Source organism: Pseudoalteromonas sp. SS15 (assembly GCF_049257195.1).
GTDB lineage: Bacteria > Pseudomonadota > Gammaproteobacteria > Enterobacterales > Alteromonadaceae > Pseudoalteromonas.
The window spans coordinates 312255-338039 of record NZ_JBMMUD010000006.1; the positions used below are offsets into that span (position 1 = coordinate 312255).

The following is a 25785-nucleotide window of genomic DNA, read 5'->3' on the forward strand; positions in this document are numbered from 1 at the left end:
AAGCTGTTAAACAAGGACAAAAAACAGTTGGTTTTGCTCCTTCGTCGCTAATTTTAACCAACTATTTTTTGCCTGTTAACAGGGCGTTATATTTCAGGGAGAAATAATGTTCGAATTTGCCAAGTCTTTGCTACCTTTTCTATCGCTTGTAGTTGCGATTCTAGCAGTAGTGGTTGGCCCCCTAATCTCAATCCGGATTTCAAAAAAACAAAATGCGAATAATTTACGTATTGCAAACAAGCAAATTATTGCACCTATTCGTCAAACATGGATTAATGAATTAAGAGTGCTATTAGCAGATATAACTGGTAAATGTTCTCATTATTGGGCGTCTGGATTCGAAGACCGAAGCGATGCTGAATATCAATATATTGTAGAGTCTATTAATAAGCTGAATTTATATATTAATCCTAATGAAGAAAGCCATCTCAAATTGGTCGTGTTTATAACAGAGATGCACAATGCACTGTTATCAGGTAGTTCGACGGAAAGTGATGCGGCATTTTGGAAGTCACATCAGTTAGCCATAGAGCAATCTCAAATAGTCTTAAAGAAAGAATGGGAACGCGTAAAGAATGAAATATAACAAGTGCCTAAACTACGGACGCAAAACAGCAGGCTTGCGCTCCTTCGTCGCTAAATATAGCCTGCTATTTCGCGCCGGTTAGGCAAGCGTTATATGCCACGGAGGCATCGTGTATCACCACCCATTGCTACATAAAATATTTATTTACATTTCAACAGCAATGTTTTTTGCTCTTGCAATAAGTGGTGCAGGCTTAACCGCGTTTTTCTTTTTGCTCTACTTGGGAGAAATTGAATCCAACCTTCACTCTAGCCTATTTCTCGTCATAATTATTTTGGTTTCATGGGTGTACTGCATAAGGTGTGCTTATTTAGCTAGTGTTTTTCTAAAAACAATTAACTTTAAGATTACTTATAACGACAGCGGTGTCGAGATTGAAGGCTCAAACGAAAAAATATATTTTAAGTGGCATGATCTAAAAAATTATAAAGAATACTCTGACATGGACGTTCTTGCGTTACTAGACTCAAATAAAAAAACTATTATTATGCTTTGGCAATATGCTCCAGGATTTAATAAATTTGTTCAAAAATGGATTGAGAAATGTGGCATATAACAAGGCCGTTAAACCGTGGACACAAAACAGTTGGCTTGTGCTCCTGCGTCGCAAATTATAGCCAACTATTTTGTGCCGTTTACGGCAAGCGTTATATGCCCATCAGGCTTTGGAGTTTTGAATGGATATAGATGAAAATAAAATAGATGAAGCAGCTTTAGCTTTATTACATCTCACCTTGCATGACTATGGCCGAGCTTGGAAACAAATTGACTGGGAAGTTATGAATAGGCTTCATGAAAAAGGTCTAATTTGTGATCCGGTTGGTAAGGCTAAGTCAGTGCAATTGACCGATGAAGGCATTAAGCAATCCGAAGAGCTATTCAAAAAGCTTTTTTCAAAATAGAAGCTATTGGTCATATAACAAAGCAAATTAAAATGGCGGACAAAAACCAGTTGGCTTTGTTCGTGCCTCACAAATTTTAGCCAACTAATTTTTGCCGTTTATTTGCGGCGTTATGCGTCACATTAAATCGCTGTATTTAATGCGGTTTTCATCTCAAGTCTTTCCTTCAAATCAGCTTTTAGGTACAGTGGCGTAATTAAGTTTTAAGCTGGTCTTGGCTTTTCGTTTTTCAATTTAAGCTGTGACCAGAATCATCATTCACCAGTAGAACGCTTCTTTGCAATTTTGGGTTTGGTGGGTGTTTTTAAATTTTAAAGTTTGGCTTATTGGTGCAGGCGCAAGCGCTTTTAATTTTGTGTGTCAACGCATAACAAGGTTGTCAACGCGGACAAAAAACTGTTGGCTGCTACGCTTCGCTTCACATTTTAGCCAACAATTTTTTGCCGGTTACAACGGCGTTAGGTGTACATGCGGATGCAGCCCAGATTAGAGATCGAATTTTTACGAGATGACCCAGCGAAAATATGGGTAAAGGCGTGCAATGAAACCTTCGCTGGAGAAACTGAGCAATATATAAATGCTCAAATGTTTGAAAAACTAGCTGAGCAATTATCAACTTTTCCTCAATCTAATTCAGATGAAGTCAGCTTTAAAGTTGGTGACGTTGATTCATCTTATGGGCATTGTGAGCTTAAATTTCATTGCTTCGATTCTGTTGGTCATACGGCTGTATTAGTCTCTCTGTCAAATGACACCGCATGTACTGCAAAATTTACCGTTCAATTTGAAGCTTTATCATTGGATGCCTTTGTATCCTCTATCAAATTAGCTTTAAAATCGGGTTCAGGTGTTTCTGAGTTAATTGGTATAAAACCGTATACGCAAAACGTGTAAGTACACCTAACAAGCTGTTTAACAAGGACAAAATACAGTTGGCTTTTGCTCCTTCGTCGCTTATTCTAGCCAACTATATTTTGCCCATTAACAGGGCGTTATGTTGTTAAATCTACAATCGTTGAGTTTTTAAGGAAAATTTATTTATGCCACAAAAAAATTATAATTTTGACTTTTATGGGTGCTCAACGACTAATTCCAGTCCTAATGCACAGCCGAAGACGACATTCGAAATATTGAATGCAATGCTAACGAAGTTTGACAATGGAGATAGCACCGTAAAAATTATTGGTTCAAATAGCTATGAACTAAGGCACATAGAGTCTACGGCTTATGGTTTTAAGGGTATTATTGGTAAACATAGAGCGAATGATTTACCACATGCTGCAATAATTGGTGGGGAAGAACGTGAAATTTCGCTTGCCCCTAATGAAAATCTCTTAGAAAAAGCTTATTTTACATTTTACTCTGATTACTCTGTACTCATAATTCAGCGTAATCACTTTTGTATTAGTAGCGCAAACATGGGGAAATACCTCACAGAATCTGCCTATGTAACTGTTTTAAATCCTATAATTGAAGCTGCGGATTTACAGTGGTTAATGAACAACCATGTGCAAATAAGAACAGCTGAATTCGCCATTGCTAGACCAACAAACCCAGAGTTATTTAACGATGTAGAGCATGATTTTAATAACTCTATAATTTCGACTTTAAACGGCACAGGTACTGCGGTTTTAAACTTATCTTTAAGAGGCAATGCTCGCTCTGATGTAGCGGAAGAAAGATATTTAGCCTCCACTTTAAAGGGCGCACTTAGAGAACTTCAAACTAAATTTGATGTCAAAAAGTGCAAGTTATTGTTAGAAAACGATGAAACTTTAATAACGCACCCTGTAGATCTTGTTGCAGACCGTTTATTTTATACTAAACCTATTGAAGTGGAAGGCAGGTATCCTCCTGCGTTTGAAATGTGGTCAGCACTTGATGAAGCTAGGTTAGAAAAAGAAAATGAACTAGTTAATTATTTTGGCGACTTAAACCAAGCGAGATTGGCTTAATGCTATGGAACTTATTAAGAAACATTACTATTGGTTAGTGATAGGTGTCACATTGGCACTATGCTGGTTTTCTTGGCCAATAATTTCTAAATTAACAAGTAAAGAAATTCAGCCTATAGCTTCAGCTGTCTCAACCTTATCGGGGATTTTATTTGGCTTTGTTATGGCATCCATATCCCTATTTGCATCCGCAAAAGATAACAAACTTGTGCGCAATACTACAATGACAGGATATTTACCCAAGCTAGTTGGTAGGCTTCATGTAACTATGGGGCTTTTACTATTCGTCTGTTTTACGTTCTTGCTTGTATTGTTTATCCCAGATTCACTGACATTTAAAATTGGAAATACAAGCTATAGGTATTCTGTTTTGATAGTGTCTTTCGGAATATTTTTAATGCAAAACTCTTTCTTTCAATTTTACCTGTCGTGGAAAGGGTTCAAAGAGTTTTCCAAGCATATGTAAAACAACATAACAAAGCCGTCAAGAAAGGACGCAAAATGCTTGGCTTGTGCTCCTTCGTCGCTAATTTTAGCCAAGCATTTTCCGCCTCTTACGGCGGCGTTAGAAGCTAAAGGAGTTCTGTAGTTGGAAACCAAATACAAAGAATATAAGCATGAGGAAAGCTTTGAACGATTAGATGAGATTTTGGATGCGTCTGATACATCCTTCCCGGAGGTTGATGAGATACCGTCCAGAGATAAGTTGACATATAAGAATGGTTATTATGTAAACTGCTCGGCTCTCTTCGTTGATATTAGAGACTCATCAGAATTACCGAACAAGCACAAACGTCCAACTTTAGCCAAAATTTATAGGAGCTACATATCGGAAGTAGTTGCAATAATGAATGGGAATATAAACTGCTCCGAAATTCGTATTGAAGGTGACTGTGTTAGTGGTATCTACAATACGCCTAAGAAGTGGCAGATTGACAGCATGTTTAGTGATTCGGCGAAGATCAACTCCTTGATAAAAGTGCTAAACCACAAGTTCAAGAAACGTAACATAACTGAAATTGAGGTCGGAATCGGTATGGATTATGGTCGAGCCCTAATGATCAAATCAGGTTATAAGGGGAGCGGTCTAAATGAAATAGTCTGGATGGGAGATGTAGTGAACGGCGCATCAAACTTGTGTGGTAAGGCAAATAAAGGTTGGGAAAATAAAGTTATCTTTGCATCAAATGTGATCTATTCAAACCTCAATGAACACAATAAGAAACTGCTTGAAAAAAACTACAGTCATGACTGTTACCATGGAAATTTTGTTAATACAGAAATGGAAAAGTGGTATGACGAAAACTGCAAGGCAAGTGCAACTGGTTTTGGTGGACTGTTTTGATAGATATTTTAAAAGATACTCTCTCCAAAGTTAATGACTGGATAAAGTACGCAGAGGCAAAGAATGCGGCAAATATAGCATTTTGTTCTGCTAGTATTTTTGGCTTATTGAGGCTGGTTTCTGGAACGGAGTTGATGAAAGGCTATTTATCCTACTACCTATTATTTATGGTCATATGTCTGGTCATTTCCCTTGCAATATCATTATTATCCTTTGTACCTAGGCTAAGAGTACCGTGGATACATATTGGAGAACGGGATGAAAGTGACAACCTATTGTACTTTGGCCATGCCTGTAAATATTCAGCGTCAAAGTACATGAGTAAGTTATATGGTGGGAAAGAAGTAAAGTCTACCAACTTCGATTTGGAGTCGATGTATGCAAATCAGATAGTTGTTAATTCGAAGGTTGCATTTGTCAAATTCAAGCAGTTTGACTTGGCGGTTTGGTTTACACTCACAGCAATTTTGTCACCATTAGGGGCGCTCATAGCATCTAAGGTGCGAACATAGCTTCTAACAAGCGAATGAACGAGGGACGTTTACTCGTGGCGCATTTTTTCATAGAAACGTTGTGATTCAGGCGTTTGAATCATTTTGGGTCAGTAAACGCCCGTTATTCGAACGTTATGCATTAAGAGTAATATTTTGAAAAAGTGGAAGTTTCTATTTTCTTTTGTAGCCCTCATTACATTTCTTGAGTTGGTTGGTTTACCTTTCAAAGAAAGCTTAAAATATTCAGATTTTTTGTCTGTTATAGTCTCAGCATCAATACTAATACCGATATATGGTTACGCATACGGCGTGGCTATCGGAACTAAAACAATAGCTATATTAATATTTGTTTTAAATGTATTGATTTTTGGTGGTATAAGTGTGTTTTGGTTAGTCCTTTATACGTTTAACCAATTTAGTTTAATACAATTATTGTTTTCACTAGGGGTTTTTGCTTTTTTACTATTTGTTGCATATCCGATTTATATGTATGCGTTCCGTTCGGATGCACTTTGGTCAGAAAATGCATAACAAGTGCCTAAACCAAAGGACGCAAAACAGCAGGCCAATGCTCTTTCGCCGCTAATTTTAGCCTCTTTTTTTCATCAGTTGGGCATAAAGGAATACTATGAGAAAAATTATAACTATATTGACATTATTATTTACTACCGTGACTTATGCAGAAAGTGAGATTGAATTAAAAAAAGCATTGAATTCACACTTTAATATGGATGAAGTTAATTATGAATTTGCTTTTGTTGATTTAAACAATGACGGTATAAAAGATGCTTATGTTTACCTTAACGACAGAAACTGGTGTGGCTCAGGTGGTTGCACATCATTTGTTTTTGTTGGTACTAAAGAAGGCTTTAAATTTCAATCTAAAGTTATGATCACTAAAAAGCCGGTATTAGTCTCGCCGATTAAAAATAAAGGGTGGAGCAATTTAGTGGTGTCTACTGGCGGTGTTGGTCAAGTCGTTTTAAATTTTGATGGTTTTGAGTACCCATTAAATCCTTCTATGCAACCTAAAGCTACCGAAAAAGAAGTCCGTAGTTCTAGAATAATTTTAAAATAGCGCAATAAAAAATCTATAAAACGGAGTTTAATCAATGAAGTGGGAATATAAAACGGTTCAGTTCGGATACCAAGGCCTATTTTCGTCAAAACTTGACGCACAAGCCTTACAAGATGACTTAAATAGTTTGGGCAATAATGGCTGGGAGCTTGTTGAACTAGAGTTCAATATGGGTAGTTTGGCTAACAATATTGCTGCAATTGCTATTCTAAAACGCCCTAAATAAGGGAGTGCATTCATTTAACTCGTGCCTAAACAACAGGGGGCAAGTGTTAGCTAAACGATAAGTCGAGTAGGAGGTTAATGTTTATATGAAGAATAAACATCCTAAGAATCATAAATCTAATGGTATTGTCGATTTGTTTACCCCACACACTGAGTTGGCGTTGTTGAGCTCAATGCGAAAATCTAAGACATTAACAATAATGGTTATAGTTTTCGTATTGGCGGTTATTGGTTTCTTATTTCTCTTATTAAGAATGGTCAAATAAATATTTTTCACTAAAACGTTCAAGGTAAATTGTAAAACTAACAACCTTTTGAATATGCTAAATTCAGTCGATTATTAGCGCTTATTTTGAGTTAGTTCTGATAGCCCTTAAAATAGAATAATAAAACCAAGGAGAGAGCAGTGCATAAATCTTACTTGTTAATACCTCTAACATTTACTTTGGCAGCGTGTACATCAATACCTGAGACTGAACAAGCTCAATCGAATTACCTAGACTTGTCTGCGAAAAAACACGTCAAACTTGTTGAAGAGTATTGGACTGTCGTTAAAAGAGTTGAACCAAGATATCCGGTTTCTGCAGCCAAGAAAAATATATCTGGTTGCGTTGACTTGATTGTAGGCATAGATCAAAACGGAAAACTTAAGGGTTACAAAGTGCGCTCTTCCTTCCCTAAAGGTGTTTTTGATAAGAATGCCGCAGCAGCATTGACTAAATGGAAGTGGAAGCCGACTGAAAAAAATAAGGATAGTATTCCTGTCTTAACTTCTGTTCGTTTGGATTTTACGACAAGTAGAAACCCAACTGATATTGAATATCTTAAAAATTGCCCAGCTCGTGAAATTTAAAGATAATGATTTTTTAATAATATCAATATTTTAGGTCTTGCTTTGTGCAAGCTTTGCACGGTTCAAGACCTGCCCCTAATTTAATGTAACAGCCTCACTCGGGGCGATAGTTTTAAGGAGAAAGTGATGAATCCAGCAATTAAAGGGTTAGGTGAAACGGTATTAAGAGTTCGTGATCTGGATAAAATGAAAGAGTTCTACTCTAACATTATTGGTCTTGAGCTGATTAAAGAGTTTCCTAAGGTGGCATTTTTTAAAATTGCAGATGGGCATGGTGGTCATACACAAGTAATCGGTTTATTTGCTGAAGAGTTACCTAGAGCATTTGTGAATGACAATATCGCAACAGTTGAATCGGCATGTTCTAGCCTGCATCATTTTGCACTAGAAATCTCATCAGAAGATTATTTAGCTGAAAAAACACGCTTAGAGAATGCTGGGTGTGAGGTTATCACCGCTGAACATACTTGGTGTCAGTGGAGGTCGATTTATGTCAAAGATCCAGAGAGTAACGTTGTAGAGTTAGTGTGTTACGATAAGTCTGTTGTGTAACAGCATGGCGAATTGAGTCATTGGGCAAATTTTACTGTGTTATTTCTATTCTGCTGTGAATGCAAAATCACTCAGTAAAATCTGCAATTATCAAAGCGTTCTATTAAAAAGGAACTCCAACATACATGTTACGATTTGTATTCTTAATCTTCACAGCTATATCTTCTTTTTTGCCTAGTTCAGCATATAGTTTGGATGAAAAAAGAAAACTTCAACAAGTTTTAATTGATGTAGGAGAATATAACCTTAGTTTTAATTTTATAGCAGGAACTAAACCGGCAATCGTTTTTGAGTCGGGATCCGGCGTAGACTCTTCTCACTGGAATAACATAGTTGAAACACTATCCAATAAAATAGATAACGCTATTATTACCTACGACAGAGCTGGTTATGGTTTAAGTGAGTTACCTAAATCTCCTTATGACATTTATGGTGAAGTTGAAGGTTTGAAAAAAGGGCTTGAGCAGTTAGGTTATGCAAATTCATTCGTTTATGTGGGTCACTCCTATGCGTATTACTTAATGGAAATGTATGGTGCCAAATATTCAAACTCACTGAATTCATTAGTTTTCATCGATCCGATTACTGTTGAGTTTATTGACTCAATGGGTGGAATAGAAGAAGAGTTGAAAAATATTGATTTGTCTCAGCTACCTAATAACAACTTAGGCAAAGCCCTAACACGCGAGACAGAGGGATTAGCAGAAACATATGCCTCAGTAAAAAATCTTCGAGACAAGTATAGGAAAAATTGTTTCATTATTTCAGCTGAAAAACCTGAATGGTCATCCTTAAAAGAGATCTATGAATGGCAAGCTGCACACAAGAAGTTGTCTGAAAAGTGTGGTAGCAAACTAGTTGTCGCTAAAGGTAGCACTCATGATGTTCCAACTCACTCACCAGAAGTTATAGTTAGTAAATTAGTTAGTATCTTAAGCAAGTTGTAAGTTTAGTTTGACGGGTAACTCAATCAAAAAAGAGTGTCAGGCAGCAAGCCTGTAAGATTTAATTTTTTAGTTAGCTTTGTATTTTTGACTATTTAGGGGAAGAGTCGTAGGTCGAAAATAATGATGAATAAACAGTCGAGAATGGAGTTTAGAAGAAAAGCTGGACTAAGAGATTTACCTCAACCTCAAGTAAAATATCAGGGCCCTAGATATTCAATGTCATTTGCATGTTGTGAGTGTAGAACTTCTAACATGCGTCAATTTGATGTTGCACCATATGATTATCCTAAGGCTATAGAGTGCCCTATTTGTAAGGGAATTGCGGTTAACTTAGGTCGCCATTTTAAACCCCCAAAAAAATCTGATTTAGCACAGTGGAAAAAGATTAAATTTTTAATTGAACATGGGTTTGTATTTCAAAAAATTCGAACAACAAAAAATAGCTACGAAAGCGTTCCTTATCCAGAAACTCTTGCCCAAGCAGCAGAGTTCGTAATACAGTATCGTCAATACGCGGTGCAACCGCCTTATCTAAAAGCAGATTAAAGCATCAATTCTGCACAGTTGGTTCTGTTAGTACCGTGCTAAAACTTAGAAAGCGATCTTTATTAAGTTACAAAGGTTTAATACACATAGGGAAATTTGGTTATATGTCTAAAACAGTTTCACAAAGCAAAAAATCGCATTAGTGGTAATTCTAGGTGTTGCTGCAGTGGGTTATTATGGTTACTCGAAAGTTAGTTATGCTAAAACAGTCGCAAGTGAAATTAAGAAAATAACACCTTTTAAAGATGAGCAACTCGCCTTAGACAGCGTTGATGTGACAGATAAAAGCTTCACGTTAGCGTTAACAGTTTCTGGTATTACTTCAAATGTAAAAAATATTGATGAGTTTAAATCTCACTATGATGAGGTGGCATTAAACTATATCTGCCAAAGCTCAAATTATGATGCTCAATTTGAAGAGGGTTATCACATAAGTATGCACATTAAATATCAGGGTGAACCAGGTAAGACGTTTAGTCGCATTTATGTATCTAAAGAGCACTGCTCAGAACTGAACACATAACACGAAATTGGAGAATTTAAGTCTGATTGGTTAAGTAAATTCTGTGAATACGGTATTAGCTTAATGGTTCTACCCATTTCAAATGTACGTATGAGGTAAATATATGAAAAACGAAAGCCTATCTGACTCAAAGCTCATCGCATATGCTGTACTCTTCTCTGCTGTAGTCTGTTTATTCTTTGCATGGGGTTTTGAACTAGGTAAAACGACTGCGTTGAATACGAACGCGAAGATAGCCGCAGCGAGCGAATAAAGAGTTAACATAAGCGGTCAGTCATAAAAGGAGAAAACATTGAGTCTTGGAAATCATATTACAGGCAAGCTAAATAACATCGAGTCGTTTATAGAAAACGCGCCAATATATTTCTTTCCTATAAAAATCTTAGGGTGGATATTTCTGTTTTTAGCTTTGATGGTGACGAACCTACTTGCCATAGCCAAGTGGCCATTATCAGCAATGTCCAAAAAGGTGAATAAGAAAGCCCAAAGTCTTAATGGGCCTTTGAATTTGTCTAGTGAAGAAGAGTTAAGAAAAGCCTTAGATTCGAATGAAATTGTCTTGTTGGATTTTTGGGCACAGTGGTGTGGCCCGTGTTTGTTAATGAACAATACAATCAATGATTTTGCGAAAGAGAATGCTGACAGTGTCACTGTGGGTAAAGTTGATGTTTCTTTAAATTCGACATTAAGTAAACAATTTGCAGTAAGGGGCTTACCCACAGTGATTGTTTTCCAAAACGGTGAGGAAGTCACAAGAAAAAGTGGTTCGTTAACAAAAACACAGTTATCGCAATTGATAGCACAAGCAAAAAACTGATAAGCATTGCTATAAGTTATGCTTCTTACATAATAATAATCAGGCGTTAATCTTTTTGTTTATAACTTGCAAGTTGCAGAATAACATGAGAAAAAACACATATGTAATGTGAGCGGCAATTAATAGGTTTTTAAATTCAAGGCTCGTTGTTCGTGTATTTAATATGCTCATTTTTTACGTATGGTTTGAGGGATATATTTAGACACAATTAAGGATAAATTTTGTTAAAAGTCATTATTATCTTAACTTCAATTTATACGAGCCTGGCTCAAGCTAATGTTTCATTTTCTCATCGTAGCCTGCAACTGGCTGCCGATCACTATGAGTTAAATTATGATATTAATATTGAAAAGCGAACTTTAGCTGCTTCTGGGATTATTACTGTTATAAATACATCTAGCAAAGATGCTAACCACATTCCGCTTCGTTTATATCGATTATTAAAAGTCTCAAAACTCCTTGATATGAAAGGCAATGAGCTTGCATTCACACAACAAGTATTGAGTAATGAAGATTGGCCTGTACTACAGACAAATTATATTGAAATAGAACTAGATACTCCCATAAAGCCAAATCAGTTTTTTAAGTTTGAAATCAAATTTGATGGCTCATTGAGGGGTTATTCCGAGACAGGAATGAATTATGTTAAGGATAATATATCTAAAGATTTTTCTATTATTAGAATGGATGCGCTGGCATACCCTCTTGTTACCTATCCAAATGATAAAGTGAATAAAAAGGCAAAGTTTTGGTTAAATACTTACGATTATGATGTAACCATAAGTGTGCCAGAGGAGTTGGTAGTGGCAAATGGTGGGAAATTACTATCTCATCATATAAACAATCATAAGAGTGTCTACCGATATGTAAATAAATTGCCAGCATGGCGTATGGATTTTGCAATTGCCAATTACCAGCTTTATTCGAAAGGTAACTATGCTGTTTTCAGCTGGGAATCAAAAGAATCTTCTCAGAAGTTGCTTGAACAAATAGTATTAACGTTTGACTTATATTCAAAGTGGTTTGGGCCTTTACAAAAAGACTTAGGTTATACTTTTATCGAAGTACCTAAGAATTATGGTGCACAAGCAGATGTGACTGCGGTTATTCAAGATGCACAAGGGTTTAAAGAACTCGATAGGGTTTATCATGAAATTAGCCACCAATGGAATGTTAAAAGCCTTGATACGCATTCACCAAGGTGGAATGAAGGATTGGCTACATTCTTAGAAGAGCTAACGTTAGATAAATTTGGAAAGTCAGGACATTTGCATGTTCAGACAGAGAAGAACTTAGCGCGCCTTAAAAAGTTGTTTAAAGATAATCCACTATATTCTAAAACAGCGTTTATTGATTACGGAGAAAATGGCTTAAATTCATACACGGTGGGGATGGTATTTTTTCGCTTGTTGTATGATCTGGTAGGTGAAAATAAGTTTAATGCGTTAATTGGTGGTTTTTACAAAGATTATTATGCTAGTGGTGCGACAGCCGAGCAGTTTGTTCAGTATATTAAAAAATATGCTGATGTGAACTTGGAGCGCTTTTTTGACGAATGGGCTTACACATCAACGTACTCCAAACGATTAATGGAGTTTAAATCATATGCTGAGCTTTATAAGTTCTATCAATCAACTACGTTAAATGAGTTACTGACTAAAGCTGCAATAAAATAGTGCGAAGCTTTTAGTTGATTGATAGGTCTTAGTTGTTAGGCCCTAACCCACTGTAAATAATAAAAATCCGATGCCAACAAATATTACGATTTTAAATGCTTCAGGAAAGTTTGATCATATTTACAAACGATTAGAGTCTAAAGCGCAGAGCTCATTGGTCGAAATTTCAAGGTACATGGCACTACCCGACATAGATATTGTTATCAGCCCTTGTAGTCAAGATTACAAAACTAACAGCGGTATTCTTGGGTGTGTCAGCACGCCATATATAGTTGATATTCTATTAGATACCGAGCGCGAAGATTTAGTCGATATTATCAACAATGAATTAACTATGGTGATGGCACATGAATTACATCACGTCATAAGGTCGTCAGTGACCGGCAAAGATGACACTTTGCTTCAACACCTAGTAACAGAAGGGCTGGCTTGTCATTTTGAGAGTGAGTTCAGTAATCAGGCTTCGTTGACGTTTTTTAATGATATAAAACAGTACGCTTGGCGAGATTTATATCAACAAATGCAACCGCATTTATCAGATAGTCAATTTGATTATACGATTTATTTTGCAGGGAAAGACCAATCGAAATTTCCTAATCGAGCAGGTTATTGGGTAGGTTTCAATTTAGTAGCAGAATATATTAAAAAGCACGGTGGTTGTGCTGTGACTCATGCACACATAAAAGCTGAAGAACTGGTCAGCATTTAAGTATAAAAGTCACTTCTAAAATGTTATTTACACTTACTTTTGTGTACACAAATAGAGATTAATTTAAGGATAAAAATGCAAGAAGCACATTTAGCAAATTTCAATAAAGTCTTTATAGAAAAGGCTGGTTGGATTATGGCTGGAAGTTCGCTAGCGCTATTGGGATTAATAATGGTTTTTAATAGCTCGGTATTGGCTTTAACGCTTGGCGCTTCAATTGGACTATTCATTGGTATTATTTGTCCGTTTTTATGGCAAAAAAACTATCAGCTTTTAAATCTCTTATTAGTGAACTTTTTGTTTATTTTGCCCTCAGTTTACTTAACGAATTCAACAGAGCTGGTTCATGTCACTTTTCAGTTTATCCTGACTGTCATTGCAGTCTCGGCTTTATGTTGGTTTGTCTTTAAATCTAAATTGGTTGCTTTTCTAAAGTTAAAAGAAGAAGGATGAGTGGTTAAATGCAAGGTCCTTTATTCTCTGACTTTAAAGTAAACGTTACTTAATCTGGGTGGGGAGAGGTAATGTTGTATAGATTAACTAGGAGTTATCTTGGCAGTTTTTACAAATAAAACGCTTTAGTGGAGAGTAGTGTGATAGAAAGCATTGTAAGAGCGCATTAGCTAATAAAGCACTCTTACAAATGAGATTAATATTTAACGTGGCGGGTCTATTTGACCATTTACACTGTTATTCACCCTAAACCAGCCTGCAATTGAAAAGCGTTCAGCCTTTGCTGGCAGAACTTCATGAGGAAACTCGTCACTGAGAAACGTCACAAGTGTGCCAAAATTTGGCGAAACACGGGTAAGTTCTTTGTCGTGATCTTCACCGTCATAAATGACTAACTCTCCGCCATTTTCGGCTTGCCAGTCAGGGTTTAAATACAACACAGTAGAAAGTAAACGGTTGGTTTGACCCTTGAAAGCATCTAGGTGTTTTTTGTAAAAAGCACCTGGCTGATAGTGCGCAAAATGACATTCGTAACTAAATAGTCCCATGAATAAACGCTTATTCATGTAAGCTTTTAACTCATCCATATAATCTAGAAAGCAACCTTCAAGTGCGTTGCTGTTATCTAACCAATGAATTTTGTCACTGCGAATGGTTTCATTCTTTTGATGATCATCTTTGCGACCTATACCTGCTTCATCAAACGTGTCGAAGTCAAACTCAGCAAGACGCGATTTTAGCGCCTGAAGCGCAGGTAATTCTTGGTCTAAGGTTTGAATGCTGTAGCCTGTAAATTGCAAGTCTTGGGCAATGTTGGCAAAGAGTTCAGTATTATTGGTCACAAATTTGCTCATCTAAAAACAGTTTGGCTGCGTTGTACCACAGAAATATACCTTAGACGAGCATGAAATTTGATTTTATTGCGCTGGCTTAAGTTTTAACGCTATTTTTGTGTTTCTTTAATCTTGGCTAATAGTTTGTCTGAAGCTTCTTCAATCAAATCTAATACCAGTTCAAAGCCATCACCTGCGCCATAATAGGGATCTGGTACTTCATCGTATTGGCTATCTGCGTAACTTAAAAATAGCTTAAGTTTGTGCTGATACTCAGTTGGGCAAATAGCTTGTAGATCAGCTAGGTTTTGTTTGTCTGTGGCTAAGATCAAATCAAACTCTGTAAAATCACTTTGCTTAACCTTGCGAGAATATTGGCCCTTAAAGCTGTATCCTCTTTTTTCACCCGCTTTCATTGAACGGCTATCGGGTTTCTCGCCACTGTGATAACCAATAGTGCCTGCAGAATCTATGGTTAGATCTAAGCCCAATGCTTTAGCTTTGTGCTTTAGTACAGCTTCACCGGTTGGTGAACGGCAAATGTTACCCATACAAACAACTAGAATTTTTGAAATATCTGTGTTCATTGAAGCTTCTCCCTAATCAAGTTATTTATTCTAAAACCATTGTTTTACAAATAAAAGTAACAGGTTGCTCTATCATCTCAAGGTTTAGTTCATCTCGGTTGGGGTTGCACTCCATAGCAAGGGCAAAACCATGTAAATAATCAACGAGCAAATGCAGCACGGTTTGTTGTGTGTCTGTATTTAAATCTAGTGACTCAGTTATACGCTCGAAACGTGCTGCGAACACATCGGCTGGGCCAATCATTTTACTGCTGAGTAAGGTTTGTAAAAGCCCGCGATACTTATCAAGTATCGCTAAATAGCTTTTGCTTAATTCGTAAACTTCTTGTTGCCAATGCAGTGATTGTGGGTCATGAATTTCGTTTATCAATGACACAGTTACAGCTTCGAGCAATGCATCTTTGTTTTTAAAGTAATGGTAAATGGCCATGGCATCGACATTTAATGCAGCTGCCAAAGCTCTAATGCTTGGTGGCTTGTCTTTTTCAAGCATGAGTTGCTTTGCTTGGTCGATGATGATGTCTTGGCTTAACTGTTTTTGTGCAGGGCGGCCTCTTTTTGTTTGCTTGACACTCATCAAAATATCTCTAATTATACAATCAATTCTACAGTGTAGAATTTTAATAAGGTTTTAAGTTTTATACAAGTTAAAAGAGGTGTGCAATGACAAACACGGTCTATATAGCAACCAGTCTCGATGGCTTTATTGCAGACAAAAACAACCAAGTAGATTGGTTGCATCAAGTGCCAAACCCAACTGGCGATGATTGTGGTTTTTCTGAATTTATACAGGGCATAGACGCGTTAGTGATGGGCCGAAATACCTTGGAAGTGGTATTGAGTTTTGACTGTGATTGGCCATATTCGAAGCCCGTGTTTGTCTTAAGCAATACGCTACAGCAAGTACCAGAAAAGTTGAAAGACAAGGTATTTTTAGTTAAGGGCGGATTAAAAGAAATCATCGATAGCTTGAATAAGCAAGGGTTTAAAAACCTGTATATTGATGGCGGTAAAACCATTCAAAGTTTTCTGCAACAAGATTTGATTGATGAGTTAATCATAACGACCATTCCAGTTTTACTCGGAGGTGGTATTCCACTTTTTGCAGAGCTCAAAGCACCACTCAAGTTTAAACATGTGAAAGCCACACGATATTTGGATTGCCTAGTGCAAAATCACTTCATCCGTGCGGACTATTAGCTTTTAAAGTTAGAAGCTTAGATATATGAATTTCCATATACCTATTTGAACTTGATTGACTTAGAATATATGAAAATTCATATATTCTTGTTTGGCACTGTTTGACACAAGAATGAGCCAGTTGAAAGTGAGTAAAGTATGGGGCTATTTGAGCGATATTTATCGGTTTGGGTTGGGCTAAGTATCTTAGTTGGCGTGATTGCAGGTAACTTTATGCCTGACGCCTTTGCAGTCGTAGCAGGTTTAGAGTTCTTTCATGTCAATTTAGTCGTTGCTTTGCTCATTTGGGTGATGATTTTTCCTATGATGGTGCAAGTTGACTTTGCAGCCATTAAAGATGTCGGCAAAAAGCCGAAAGGGATCATCCTCACTTTGGTGATTAATTGGTTGATTAAACCCTTCACAATGGCTTTGTTAGGCTGGTTGTTTTTTAAAGTCTTTTTTGCATCTATGGTTGACCCACAAAGTGCAAACGAGTACATCGCAGGAATGATTTTATTGGGTGTTGCGCCCTGTACTGCGATGGTATTTGTGTGGAGTCAACTAACCAAAGGGGATGCAAACTACACCCTTGTGCAGGTGTCGATGAACGACATCATCATGGCATTTGCGTTTGCGCCTATCACCGCACTGTTACTTGGGGTGAGTGACATTACAGTCCCTTGGGAAACATTGATTATCTCAGTCGTACTCTATGTTGTGATCCCCCTGGCGGCAGGTTTTACTTTTAGACGTTTGTTACTGAAACAGCAGGGTGAGGCGCAGTTAAACCGCTTTTTGACTGGTATCAAGCCATTCTCTGTTATTGGTTTGTTAGGCACTGTGGTACTGCTATTTGGCTTTCAAGCACAAACGATTATTGAACAGCCGCAAGTCATTGGCTTAATTGCTATTCCGCTTCTTATTCAAACATACGGTATTTTTGCTTTGGCCTATTGGCTTGCTAAAAAGTTGAAGCTGCCTCATAACATTGCCGCACCGGCATGTATGATCAGCACCTCTAACTTTTTTGAACTGGCGGTCGCTGTGGCTATTTCAATGTTTGGGCTGCATTCGGGCGCAGCGCTTGCAACTGTGGTGGGTGTATTGGTCGAAGTACCTGTGATGCTGAGCCTTGTGTGGTTTGCAAATAAAACGCGCCATTGGTTTTAACAAAGAGAAGATGGGCTGAGCCCATCTTCATAGTAAATTACTTAATAAATACATTTAGTTGTATTTTATACATACTGCGAAAGCATAAAGGTAAGTACTGTAATAAGGGTACGATATGTAAGTTTGCCAAGTTCGAGCGGCCCAATTAGCGTCGTAGGCGGTACCAGAGACCTGGTATGGTCTTGACAATTCAAAGCCTCGGTAACCTGAATTATGTTGTATGCCACCACCAGTTAACGCATAGCCATTAGGACAAGTTGCGTAAGCATGGCCGGCAGAGTTCCAATGAACGTATCTATAAGAATAGACTCTTACCTGACTGATAATACCGCTACCGCCGCCTACATCGTCGACTTCACAGGCGACACTACCATCATCATAGATTTCTCTGATAGATTGACCTGAAGGGCACGAACCAGACACAATCATTTGTTTCATATCAAGTGAAGCATTAATGCTATCAATTTCACTTTCAAGCATAGATATAAGTACTAAATTATTATCAATTTGAGATTGTAATGACACTCCCATGTCATTAATTGATTGATTCAGCGAAGTGATAAGCGCATTGTTCGCGTCAATTTGAGATTGTAAGTAGTCATCAGCACCACCCAAATCATCAATTTGTGCTTGCAAGTCGGCATTTTCGGCCTCGAGCGAATCAACTTGCGCTTGCAAAGACGAAATATCGTCTGCGTTGGCGTCAATTTGCGCTTGAAGGCTGGCATTGGTCGCCGTTAAAGATGCAATGGCGTCTTCATTAGCGCCGACTCTTTCTTCAATAGTGTCAACGCGTGCAACCAATGCATTGACCTGATCTTGAAGTGTGGCAACTTTACCTTCGACTTCAACAATTTGGCCTTGAAGTTCTACAAAGGGTTTACCTTTAGGTGTCGAGCCTTTATTTGAACCTGCATAAGCAGTTAGAGATAGACCAGCGAGAATGCTGGCAGTGATCAGTGATTTACACATTACAGATTTTTTCATCGTCATTCCTCCGATTATTCAACGGAGATACCAGTCGACGGATAGTGTAAGGGTCAGTATCAATACTGGCGGATACATTATGAGTGGCTAGATATCCTTAGAAATCCCTATCAAAAATGTCCATTACAAGTAAGCAAAAGCAAGACGAGTATAGTTGCAATAAACTCAATAACCAGTTATGAAAAGAAAAAACTTGAAAAACTATAAAAACGTACTAGCAAAATCTCTGACGGGGTAATTTAGTACTAGTTTGTTTATCGATTACGGTTCTGAGTTGAAAATGCGTGTATTAAAAAGCGGTTGTTGAATAGCTAGATTGAGCCTAGCTAAACATGGAGTCTATGAACAAAATGCGCACTCTCACAGAACAATTGCAAGTACTTAGTGACTATCAAAAGCAACAAAACAAACTGCCAAGCTCAATGAGTAGTTTATTATCTTGCCCACAAAAATTTCGTTGGTTTAAATTGGAACAGCAAGCATTGGCCTTCGATGCGTTGTTATCTCAAGCTTATATCACTGCCAGCTTTAAGCTCCATGCATTAATCGGCGCGGATGAGTGGGCAGAGTTTCTGACGAATTGGGTTGAGGTGCATGAAAGCGATAATGGTCAAAGTATAGAGCTTCGACTTATTAGTGCATTTCCACTTGTCAAACTATCAAAAGAAAAGAACCACTGGTTAGTCACCAGTTTAGGTGACTGCAAAGCTGCAAACCCTATTCTACATAGCCATGTAGTTGAATTGTTGGAATCTCGCTTTGGTTTATGTGGGTTAATTGACAGCTACCCTGAGCCGATAGTAGAAAAAAATACTAAAAACGCCTTCTATGAATTTAATATGGCAGATTTTAAGCATCATACTTCAGCTGTCTTACCTTGCACAGAATCGAGTTTACTGGCTGCTATAAAGTGTATTTCAGATGCATTACCGCCTTTAACGCGAGGCATTAATCACTATGCGAATACAGAGTTACAGAGCCAGCAGGGTGAAATACTTTCATTGTGTTATTTTTTTAAATTACTCGAACAATCATACTGTTTGCCAACTAATTTGCATCACTTAATCTCTGAATTCAATAAAGCGATGAAAGTGGGGCAGGTAGTAAATAATAAAGTGTGTTTTGGAGAGATAAAAGAGACCATACCAACCTTTTCACTACCAGTGAAAGAGCATCTGGCGATTTTAGTATTCAATTACGAGGTGCTAGAAAACCTCAATATTATGTACTTTGGTTTACATTGTGCGCAGTCTAAACAAAACAAATTTGATATAAGCCAATGTGCAGACTCTGATGTCATCATTAAAAATCACCAATGTGAATTTGAACTACTTTATAAACTAGACGCTTTGGTTTCTTGTGAGCTCTCGGCCGAAAGTGTTTCTTGATATTCGCTTAACTCAGGCACATTCACTTTTAGGTTATATTGCTTGGCTATTTTTTCGAGTAAACCTAGCCAAAAGTTATCTTCTGACGGGTTGGCGAGATAGTTAAAGGTGTAACAAGTGTCGAACTCTTTTTGCGCTTGTTCTAAGCGACCTGCGGCGGCAAGTGATTTCATATATTGTAGGCCGATATGTTGAGCGAAAAAACTGGGGATCGTCTTTCGGTATTGCTCGATGGCGGCCATGGCTTGTTCATAGTGGTCGATCGATAGTTCAAACTGTTGGTCAAAAAAGTACATTCTGGCTAGCTCAAAGTTAAGCTCAAAATCATTTGGAAAGCTAAATTCTGATTGCTGCGAGCGTAAGAACGCTATGTTGAACTTTACACCTTCAAGAATGTAATTCTTTCGGCTAGTCATTAGCATACTTTGGATATCGAAATTACTGTCTATTTTAAATATTGGATCTGAATGCAGTAACTTTTCAGCTTCGAGAATATAAGGGTAGGCCTTATCCATTTGTTCAGTCGCTTCAAACATGGCAATCGCAGTATGAAGTTCACCGTATAAACCAATATTTATTTCGGTTCGGTTAAAATTATTATCCAGTGTTTTAAATAAATTATAGGCATAAAGTCGCATATTCTCTGACAGCTCTACTTTGCCAATGGTTTCATAAGCCCTCGACATAGAAAGGTATTGCTCTAGAAATTCGTAACTACTTTGTCCGTACCGACGCTCTCTGAGGTTGACGACATGCTCGAGCACTTCGATTTGCTTATCAAACTTTCTTTCTAATTCATAAGTTTGTGCAAGTTGTCGATATGCAAAATCGACGTGGCGATGATCTTTGCCGTATTTTTTCTCAAGTTTAGGCATGGCATTTATGATATTTTGCACACAATCCTTGCACTGAGTACCATATTCAATTTCTAGCCAGGCTTTACTTGCTTGATAATGTGCATAGTCAAAATGCGTCTTAGGTAAATTATTATCTAACGCTTTAGCCATCTCTTTGACTTGTTGATGCTTCGCTTGCATCTCCTCTTTATTGATATGGCCATGGAAGTAGAGGCTATAAGCATCATCTTGTAGCGCAGTGAACTCAGAGACTTTCATTTGCCAGTAACGGTCAGGGTCTTCAATACTTGGTGTTTTCTCAAGTAAAGATTGCACTTCGTCATAGCCAGCCTGACTCACTTTGACCATGCCTAAACTTGCTAGGTTGATGTAGGCATCGAGTTGCTCTGTTTGAGACGGTTTGTATTCGTCGATGTTAGCTAATAACTGTTTAGTAAGCGCGTAAGAAGCTTGTGTGTCGCCGACCCCACGAAGTGCTTTTGCATATAAACGATTGGACTTAAAATATAGGCTCGGGTTGGTTGCTTTAAACTCGTGATTGTTTGACCAATTTTTTAAAAATGGGATCGATTCTGAATAGTAGCCAAGGCCAATTAAGCTCTCTGAAATGCTGGTCATAAGCCGAGACTTTGCGACAAAGTTGATGTTTTCGTCTTGCTCTATGTTTTGAGCTCCTTGCAGTAAAATATCTTTGGCTGAGAGCGTAGGCGAAAATCCTTGAGTCGGATCGGTCATTTTAAAAATGTTGATCATTTGCTCAGCGACTTGTTCAGCTGTTTTACGTTCAGCTTCAATGCGAATGTTTTGCTGATAAAAGGTCATACTTGAAACCGCTAAAACCGCATAAATAGCAGCCTGAGCAGGGCTGCGTTGTAGCCATTTTTTCAACTTATATACGACGCTATGCTTGCGGTTGTGCAGCGGTAAATGGCGCAAATAACGGTGTAACTCAGACTTAAACGTCTTAACACTGTCGAACCGATTTTTAGGTTCTATTTGTAGCGCTTTGCCCAGAATGAATTCTAAGTCGCTGCCAATCAAACGTTTGTTTTTAAAACCACTTACTTGTTTTGAGAGTGGAATACTTGGCAGAGTTTGTTTGGTTTTTATGATTTCAGGTTTTGTCTTACCATCGGTTTCAAACGGAAGTTGCTTTGACAATAATTTATAAAGCAGGACAGCCAAAGAATATTGATCGGTTTTAAGCGTCAGTGTGTCATTGGCAAGTTGCTCTGGTGAGGCATAAGGCAAACTCATTGCCTGTAGATACTGCTTTAATGCTTGTTGATGGTTTCCTTCAGACTGACCATGCACGAGCTTGGCAATGCCAAAGTCGAGCACTTTTACCAGACCGCTCGATGTCACGAAAATATTAGATGGCTTAATGTCAGTATGCGCGATATTTAAAAGGTGCGCACTTTGTATCGCGTCTGCGACATCGAGTACGAGCTTAATTGTGTCATCAAAAGTGAGTGTGTGATGCTCACAGTAAACGTCAATTGGCAGGCCATCAAGTAGCTCCATAACAAAGTAATGTATGCCACCGTCGGTTGTGCCAGCATCAAATACTTTGGTGATATTTGGATGGTTGAGTGTCGCTAGGATCTGCGCTTCGTTTTTTGCATTTTGCTCGCCAACAACACGTATCACCGAGGGCATTAAGAACTTTATCGCCACACTTTGCTTGAGTGCGCCATCGACTCGTTCGGCCTTATAGACAACGCCCATACCACCTTGGCCTATCATCTCAGTTAATTGATAAGGGCCAATGTGTGTGCCTTGAAGCTGGTGGAGTTGTTCATCGCCGGTTACTCTGCCAACTTGCTCAGCTACCAAATCATGCCAGTCGGTGGCTTCTTCTAATTGATTATGGTGGGTGAGCAAGGCTTGTAATTGACTCAATAGCTCTGCGTCTTGCAGTGCTGTCAGGTAATCGTTTTGTGCCTGAGAGTCTAAGTCTAATAAAGCTTCAAAATGTTGGTAAAGTGACATGGCGCGTTATGCTTGTTTTTCCCTTAATAATTAACCTCAGCTCTGGATAATAAATCTATCTCCAGCGGCTACTTTCAACGTTAACTGCGTTGAATTTACTTGCAATAGGCCAGCTATTGACGCGTAATTTCGCCTTGCCTACATGGATGTAGGTACCTTAGCGATAGCAGGACGCGTGAGCGGGGTTATCGCTGAAAGTCTCCGGCTGCAGACTTGAAAAAACAATTATCATTTCAATATCTGTAAGTTAGTAAATCTCTTAACCAAAGCTCTGGTTAATGAGTATAAGTTCAAGTAAATAAATGTAAACGCTTAATTTTTGCTTAAACATATTCAATCTAAAAGAGGTGAACATTAGCGCCACTGTGATAAAGGCAAGTCTGATATTTTGACTGGTTTATAAGTTTGCAGTGACCAACTTGTCGCTTTATAAATGAGCTGATTTTTCTTAATGAGAAATAAGCCAATGCGATTGTTATTGTGATTGTTATTAATAGGCACAAAGACAAAAGTAAGACATATATCATCAAATGTGAGTTGAACTTTTCGCTTTAATTTGCCAAATAAAGTATGAAAATGGTGACATCGTTCACCAATCCAAACTGTGCATTTTCCTATCCTTGAGTCCCAAATAACGCGTATTTCTACGCAATTTAGCTGGGTAGATAACACGGTTAATTGCATTAGCTTAGTCTCATTTTCAACCAAGATTTAGCAAACGCGATGTCTTTTTCTGCACTAGAAACACTGATGTTTAAAAGGTCTGCAATCTCTTTTACCAATAGGCCACCAAAGTACTTGAGCTGCATGGTTTGCGCCTGGCGAGGAAAAGAGACCTCCATGGCTTCGATAGCTGCACTTAAATCAAGGAGTTTGTTGTCAGGGTCATGGCTTTCATCAATGAGCGAGTTTTTACTGTCAATATTGGTGATATCGGCATCGCGTTTTTGGGAGGCACTTTTACGAGCATGATCGACTAAAATATTGTGTACAGATTTACTGACCAGCAAGGCAAAGTCTCGTCGGTTCGATAGGTATTCTGTACTGCCTTGTTGAATTTTAATAAAGACTTCATGCACCAGTGCAGTTGTTGCATTAATGTTGTCTTCAAGGTTGTGCTCGCCATGTTTTTTCGCCATTTTTTGTTTTTGCTTTGAGGCGAGTTGTCTCAGGTGGTCGTAAATCACCAATTGAAATTTCTCTTGGGCATTAGGAGCGCCAGCTTGCCACTCGATAATGGCCTGGGTGAAATCATGTGACATGTTTGTTCCTTACATTCTCAAAAGCACAGATATTTGCAAATTAACGATTAAGTTATCAGACAAGCGTTTTAAGCACGAGAGACGTAAACGCTGATATTTTCCGTAAACTTTCTTTAAATTAAAACTATTACTAAGCTTAAATTGCTTACGCACCTTTATTCCTGTACTCTGCATCGCCTTACAAATTTGAGTAATTATATGCAATTTTCTGATCTCGCTTTATCCCAAAATATTCTTCAAGCTTTAACCGACAAAGGTTATACCCAACCAACTCCCATTCAAGCACAAGCTATTCCTGCCGTTTTAGAGGGCAGAGATGTAATGGCTGCTGCTCAAACGGGCACTGGTAAAACGGCGGGCTTCACGCTGCCAATGCTTGAACTACTCAGTAAAGGGGATAAAGCCAGAGCGAATCAAGTGCGTGCATTGGTATTAACACCAACGCGTGAGCTTGCGGATCAGGTTTGGCAGAATGTTGAAACTTATTCTCAGCATTTAAACCTGTCGACACAGGTTGTGTATGGTGGGGTGAAAATCAACCCGCAAATGATGAAGTTGCGTCGTGGTGCAGACATACTAGTCGCAACGCCAGGCCGTTTACTTGATTTATTCCAGCAAAATGCCATCAAGTTCGACAGATTAGAGCTATTTGTATTAGACGAAGCCGATCGCATGTTAGACATGGGTTTTATTCACGACATCAAGCGTGTGATTAAATTGCTTCCAAAAAATCGTCAAAACTTAATGTTCTCTGCGACTTTCTCGGATGAAATCCGTGAACTGGCAAAAGGCCTTATCAACGATCCGGTTGAGATTTCAGTGGCACCAGCGAACAGCACAGTGAAAAGCATTGAGCAGAGCGTTTATGAAGTTGATAGAAGTAAACGTACTGGCTTACTTAAGCATTTAGTGAAAACTCATAACTGGCAACAGGTGCTTGTCTTTACTCGCACTAAGCACGGTGCAAACCGTTTGGTTCGTGATTTAGAAAAAGCAAAAATTGCGGCTGCAGCGATCCATGGTAATAAGAGCCAAAACGCCCGCATGAAAGCCCTTTCGGGTTTTAAAGAGGGTGAAGTGCGTGTGCTGGTGGCAACGGACATTGTTGCTCGCGGTTTAGATATTCAAGAGCTGCCAAATGTTGTGAACTTCGATTTACCGAATGTGTATGAAGATTATGTGCATCGTATTGGCCGTACAGGTCGTGCAGGCGCAACTGGTGAGGCCGTTTCGTTCGTAACCCATGAAGATGCCGATGATTTATTTGGGATTGAACGACTCATTCAAGAGCTCATTCCGCGTAAAATTGAGCCTGGCTTTGAGCCGCAAAACCCCGTACCAGAATCTAAGCTAGACACACGTCCACTGAAAAAGAAAAAGCCTAAGAAGCCAAAAAAACCTAAGCAAGTGGATGGTGAACAAGTTGCAACTGGCAATCAGCAGAGCAAAGCTAAACCAAATTCAAGCAACGCAGCTAAGCCGAAGTCAAAGCCTAGGTCGCAAGGTAATCGCGTTGAAGGTGATAAATCGAACGCGAATAAACCGCGCAGAAATAAGCCTATCTCGGGGAATCGCAAACCGCAAAACGGCAATAACAAGCCGAGCGGTCAAGGGCAACGCAGTGAGCAAGGGAAGGCAAATAACTCGAATCGTTCAAGTAATAGTAATCGCCCAAGCAGTGGTGGTCGTTCGAGAAATGGCAGCAATGATAGTGCGAACAAACCAAAAAGAAGCAGTTACCGAAATACGCGTGGATAGCTTAATACCATTCCTCAAAATAGATCACTTAATTAAGAGGATTGGTATAAATTCACACTAAAGCATTTTGTTAGTTATTTGAATCAAGGCCTATACTTTTAGTATGGG

General features: G+C 38.4%; 30 protein-coding genes. 24 read left to right on the forward strand and 6 right to left on the reverse strand.

All coding sequences use genetic code 11. The annotated features are described in order from the left end of the window. The first annotated feature begins 106 nt into the window (after positions 1-106). The 20 genes from AAEU28_RS14500 to AAEU28_RS14595 all read left to right on the forward strand — a co-directional run bounded on the left by AAEU28_RS14500 (position 107) and on the right by AAEU28_RS14595 (position 13661). Positions 107-586, forward strand: a complete 480-nt coding sequence (locus AAEU28_RS14500) for a hypothetical protein (protein ID WP_421964784.1) — start codon at positions 107-109, stop codon at positions 584-586. A gap of 109 nt (positions 587-695) precedes the next feature. Beyond that, positions 696-1142 (forward strand): hypothetical protein, encoded by a 447-nt coding sequence (locus tag AAEU28_RS14505; protein ID WP_421964785.1) that lies wholly within the window; start codon positions 696-698, stop codon positions 1140-1142. A gap of 121 nt (positions 1143-1263) precedes the next feature. Then, positions 1264-1488 (forward strand): DUF6429 family protein, encoded by a 225-nt coding sequence (locus AAEU28_RS14510; protein WP_095728844.1) that lies wholly within the window; start codon positions 1264-1266, stop codon positions 1486-1488. A gap of 474 nt (positions 1489-1962) precedes the next feature. Beyond that, complete coding sequence (locus tag AAEU28_RS14515) at positions 1963-2382, forward strand: hypothetical protein (protein ID WP_421964786.1); 420 nt, start codon at positions 1963-1965, stop codon at positions 2380-2382. Positions 2383-2528: 146 nt separating this feature from the next. Next, positions 2529-3443, forward strand: a complete 915-nt coding sequence (locus tag AAEU28_RS14520) for a DUF6731 family protein (RefSeq protein WP_421964787.1) — start codon at positions 2529-2531, stop codon at positions 3441-3443. 589 nt (positions 3444-4032) lie between these two features. Further along, entirely contained in the window at positions 4033-4788 is a 756-nt protein-coding gene (locus tag AAEU28_RS14525; RefSeq protein ID WP_421964788.1) for an adenylate/guanylate cyclase domain-containing protein, read from the forward strand. Then, on the forward strand, positions 4785-5300 hold the full coding sequence (locus AAEU28_RS14530; protein ID WP_421964789.1) for a Pycsar system effector family protein: 516 nt from the start codon (positions 4785-4787) through the stop codon (positions 5298-5300). Before AAEU28_RS14525 ends, AAEU28_RS14530 begins: the two co-directional genes overlap by 4 nt. Positions 5301-5435: 135 nt before the next feature. Next, on the forward strand, positions 5436-5813 hold the full coding sequence (locus tag AAEU28_RS14535) for a hypothetical protein (RefSeq protein ID WP_421964790.1): 378 nt from the start codon (positions 5436-5438) through the stop codon (positions 5811-5813). A gap of 97 nt (positions 5814-5910) precedes the next feature. After that, positions 5911-6360, forward strand: coding sequence for a hypothetical protein (locus AAEU28_RS14540; RefSeq protein WP_138560227.1), 450 nt, complete (start codon positions 5911-5913; stop codon positions 6358-6360). Positions 6361-6394: 34 nt separating this feature from the next. Continuing rightward, entirely contained in the window at positions 6395-6586 is a 192-nt protein-coding gene (locus AAEU28_RS14545) for a DUF4177 domain-containing protein (protein WP_138483917.1), read from the forward strand. Positions 6587-6991: 405 nt separating this feature from the next. After that, positions 6992-7438 carry an energy transducer TonB gene (locus AAEU28_RS14550; RefSeq protein ID WP_421964791.1) on the forward strand — a complete coding sequence of 149 codons (447 nt, stop codon included), beginning with the start codon at positions 6992-6994 and terminating at the stop codon, positions 7436-7438. A gap of 126 nt (positions 7439-7564) precedes the next feature. Beyond that, positions 7565-7990, forward strand: a complete 426-nt coding sequence (locus AAEU28_RS14555; RefSeq protein ID WP_421964792.1) for a VOC family protein — start codon at positions 7565-7567, stop codon at positions 7988-7990. 125 nt (positions 7991-8115) lie between these two features. After that, positions 8116-8937, forward strand: a complete 822-nt coding sequence (locus AAEU28_RS14560) for an alpha/beta fold hydrolase (RefSeq protein ID WP_421964793.1) — start codon at positions 8116-8118, stop codon at positions 8935-8937. 120 nt (positions 8938-9057) lie between these two features. After that, entirely contained in the window at positions 9058-9483 is a 426-nt protein-coding gene (locus tag AAEU28_RS14565) for a hypothetical protein (protein ID WP_421964794.1), read from the forward strand. Positions 9484-9625: 142 nt separating this feature from the next. Further along, the gene (locus AAEU28_RS14570) at positions 9626-10006 is read left to right on the forward strand and encodes a hypothetical protein (RefSeq protein ID WP_421964795.1); all 381 of its coding nucleotides are present in this window, start codon (positions 9626-9628) and stop codon (positions 10004-10006) included. 103 nt (positions 10007-10109) lie between these two features. After that, positions 10110-10259 (forward strand): hypothetical protein, encoded by a 150-nt coding sequence (locus AAEU28_RS14575; RefSeq protein WP_421964796.1) that lies wholly within the window; start codon positions 10110-10112, stop codon positions 10257-10259. Positions 10260-10298: 39 nt separating this feature from the next. Continuing rightward, the gene (locus AAEU28_RS14580) at positions 10299-10823 is read left to right on the forward strand and encodes a thioredoxin family protein (protein WP_421964797.1); all 525 of its coding nucleotides are present in this window, start codon (positions 10299-10301) and stop codon (positions 10821-10823) included. A 221-nt stretch (positions 10824-11044) separates the two neighbouring features. Next, a complete protein-coding gene (locus AAEU28_RS14585; RefSeq protein WP_421964798.1) occupies positions 11045-12499 on the forward strand; it encodes a M1 family aminopeptidase in 1455 nt (484 codons plus the stop codon). Positions 12500-12569: 70 nt separating this feature from the next. Further along, complete coding sequence (locus tag AAEU28_RS14590) at positions 12570-13208, forward strand: DUF2268 domain-containing putative Zn-dependent protease (protein ID WP_421964799.1); 639 nt, start codon at positions 12570-12572, stop codon at positions 13206-13208. 75 nt (positions 13209-13283) lie between these two features. After that, the gene (locus tag AAEU28_RS14595; RefSeq protein WP_421964800.1) at positions 13284-13661 is read left to right on the forward strand and encodes a hypothetical protein; all 378 of its coding nucleotides are present in this window, start codon (positions 13284-13286) and stop codon (positions 13659-13661) included. A gap of 203 nt (positions 13662-13864) precedes the next feature. On the opposite strand, the gene AAEU28_RS14600 is transcribed toward AAEU28_RS14595, so the two are convergent. From AAEU28_RS14600 to AAEU28_RS14610, 3 genes are all read right to left on the reverse strand, one after another. Beyond that, the gene (locus AAEU28_RS14600; protein WP_421964801.1) at positions 13865-14503 is read right to left on the reverse strand and encodes a 2OG-Fe(II) oxygenase; all 639 of its coding nucleotides are present in this window, start codon (positions 14501-14503) and stop codon (positions 13865-13867) included. Positions 14504-14604: 101 nt separating this feature from the next. Beyond that, entirely contained in the window at positions 14605-15069 is a 465-nt protein-coding gene (locus AAEU28_RS14605; RefSeq protein WP_421964844.1) for a low molecular weight protein-tyrosine-phosphatase, read from the reverse strand. 37 nt (positions 15070-15106) lie between these two features. Next, entirely contained in the window at positions 15107-15658 is a 552-nt protein-coding gene (locus AAEU28_RS14610) for a TetR/AcrR family transcriptional regulator (RefSeq protein ID WP_421964802.1), read from the reverse strand. A gap of 86 nt (positions 15659-15744) precedes the next feature. On the opposite strand from AAEU28_RS14610, the gene AAEU28_RS14615 reads away from it, so the two are divergent. Both AAEU28_RS14615 and arsB read left to right on the forward strand, forming a co-directional pair. Beyond that, positions 15745-16281, forward strand: coding sequence for a dihydrofolate reductase family protein (locus AAEU28_RS14615; RefSeq protein WP_421964803.1), 537 nt, complete (start codon positions 15745-15747; stop codon positions 16279-16281). Positions 16282-16419: 138 nt separating this feature from the next. Further along, the gene (gene arsB / locus AAEU28_RS14620) at positions 16420-17433 is read left to right on the forward strand and encodes an ACR3 family arsenite efflux transporter (protein WP_421964804.1); all 1014 of its coding nucleotides are present in this window, start codon (positions 16420-16422) and stop codon (positions 17431-17433) included. 54 nt (positions 17434-17487) lie between these two features. Here the strand turns inward: arsB and AAEU28_RS14625 are convergent, their stop codons facing one another. Beyond that, positions 17488-18420, reverse strand: a complete 933-nt coding sequence (locus tag AAEU28_RS14625) for a hypothetical protein (protein ID WP_421964805.1) — start codon at positions 18418-18420, stop codon at positions 17488-17490. Between the two features lie 350 nt (positions 18421-18770). Here AAEU28_RS14625 and AAEU28_RS14630 point away from each other — a divergent pair, with 350 nt between their 5' ends. Then, positions 18771-19808, forward strand: a complete 1038-nt coding sequence (locus AAEU28_RS14630; protein ID WP_421964806.1) for a hypothetical protein — start codon at positions 18771-18773, stop codon at positions 19806-19808. Here the strand turns inward: AAEU28_RS14630 and AAEU28_RS14635 are convergent. Together AAEU28_RS14635 and AAEU28_RS14640 are read right to left on the reverse strand one after the other, a co-directional pair. Then, the gene (locus tag AAEU28_RS14635) at positions 19754-22657 is read right to left on the reverse strand and encodes a protein kinase domain-containing protein (protein WP_421964807.1); all 2904 of its coding nucleotides are present in this window, start codon (positions 22655-22657) and stop codon (positions 19754-19756) included. The genes AAEU28_RS14630 and AAEU28_RS14635 overlap by 55 nt on opposite strands. A 683-nt stretch (positions 22658-23340) precedes the next feature. After that, entirely contained in the window at positions 23341-23919 is a 579-nt protein-coding gene (locus AAEU28_RS14640) for an ECF-type sigma factor (protein ID WP_421964808.1), read from the reverse strand. A gap of 198 nt (positions 23920-24117) precedes the next feature. Between AAEU28_RS14640 and AAEU28_RS14645 the strand changes: the two genes are divergently transcribed. Next, the gene (locus AAEU28_RS14645; RefSeq protein WP_421964809.1) at positions 24118-25677 is read left to right on the forward strand and encodes a DEAD/DEAH box helicase; all 1560 of its coding nucleotides are present in this window, start codon (positions 24118-24120) and stop codon (positions 25675-25677) included. Positions 25678-25785 lie beyond the last annotated feature (108 nt).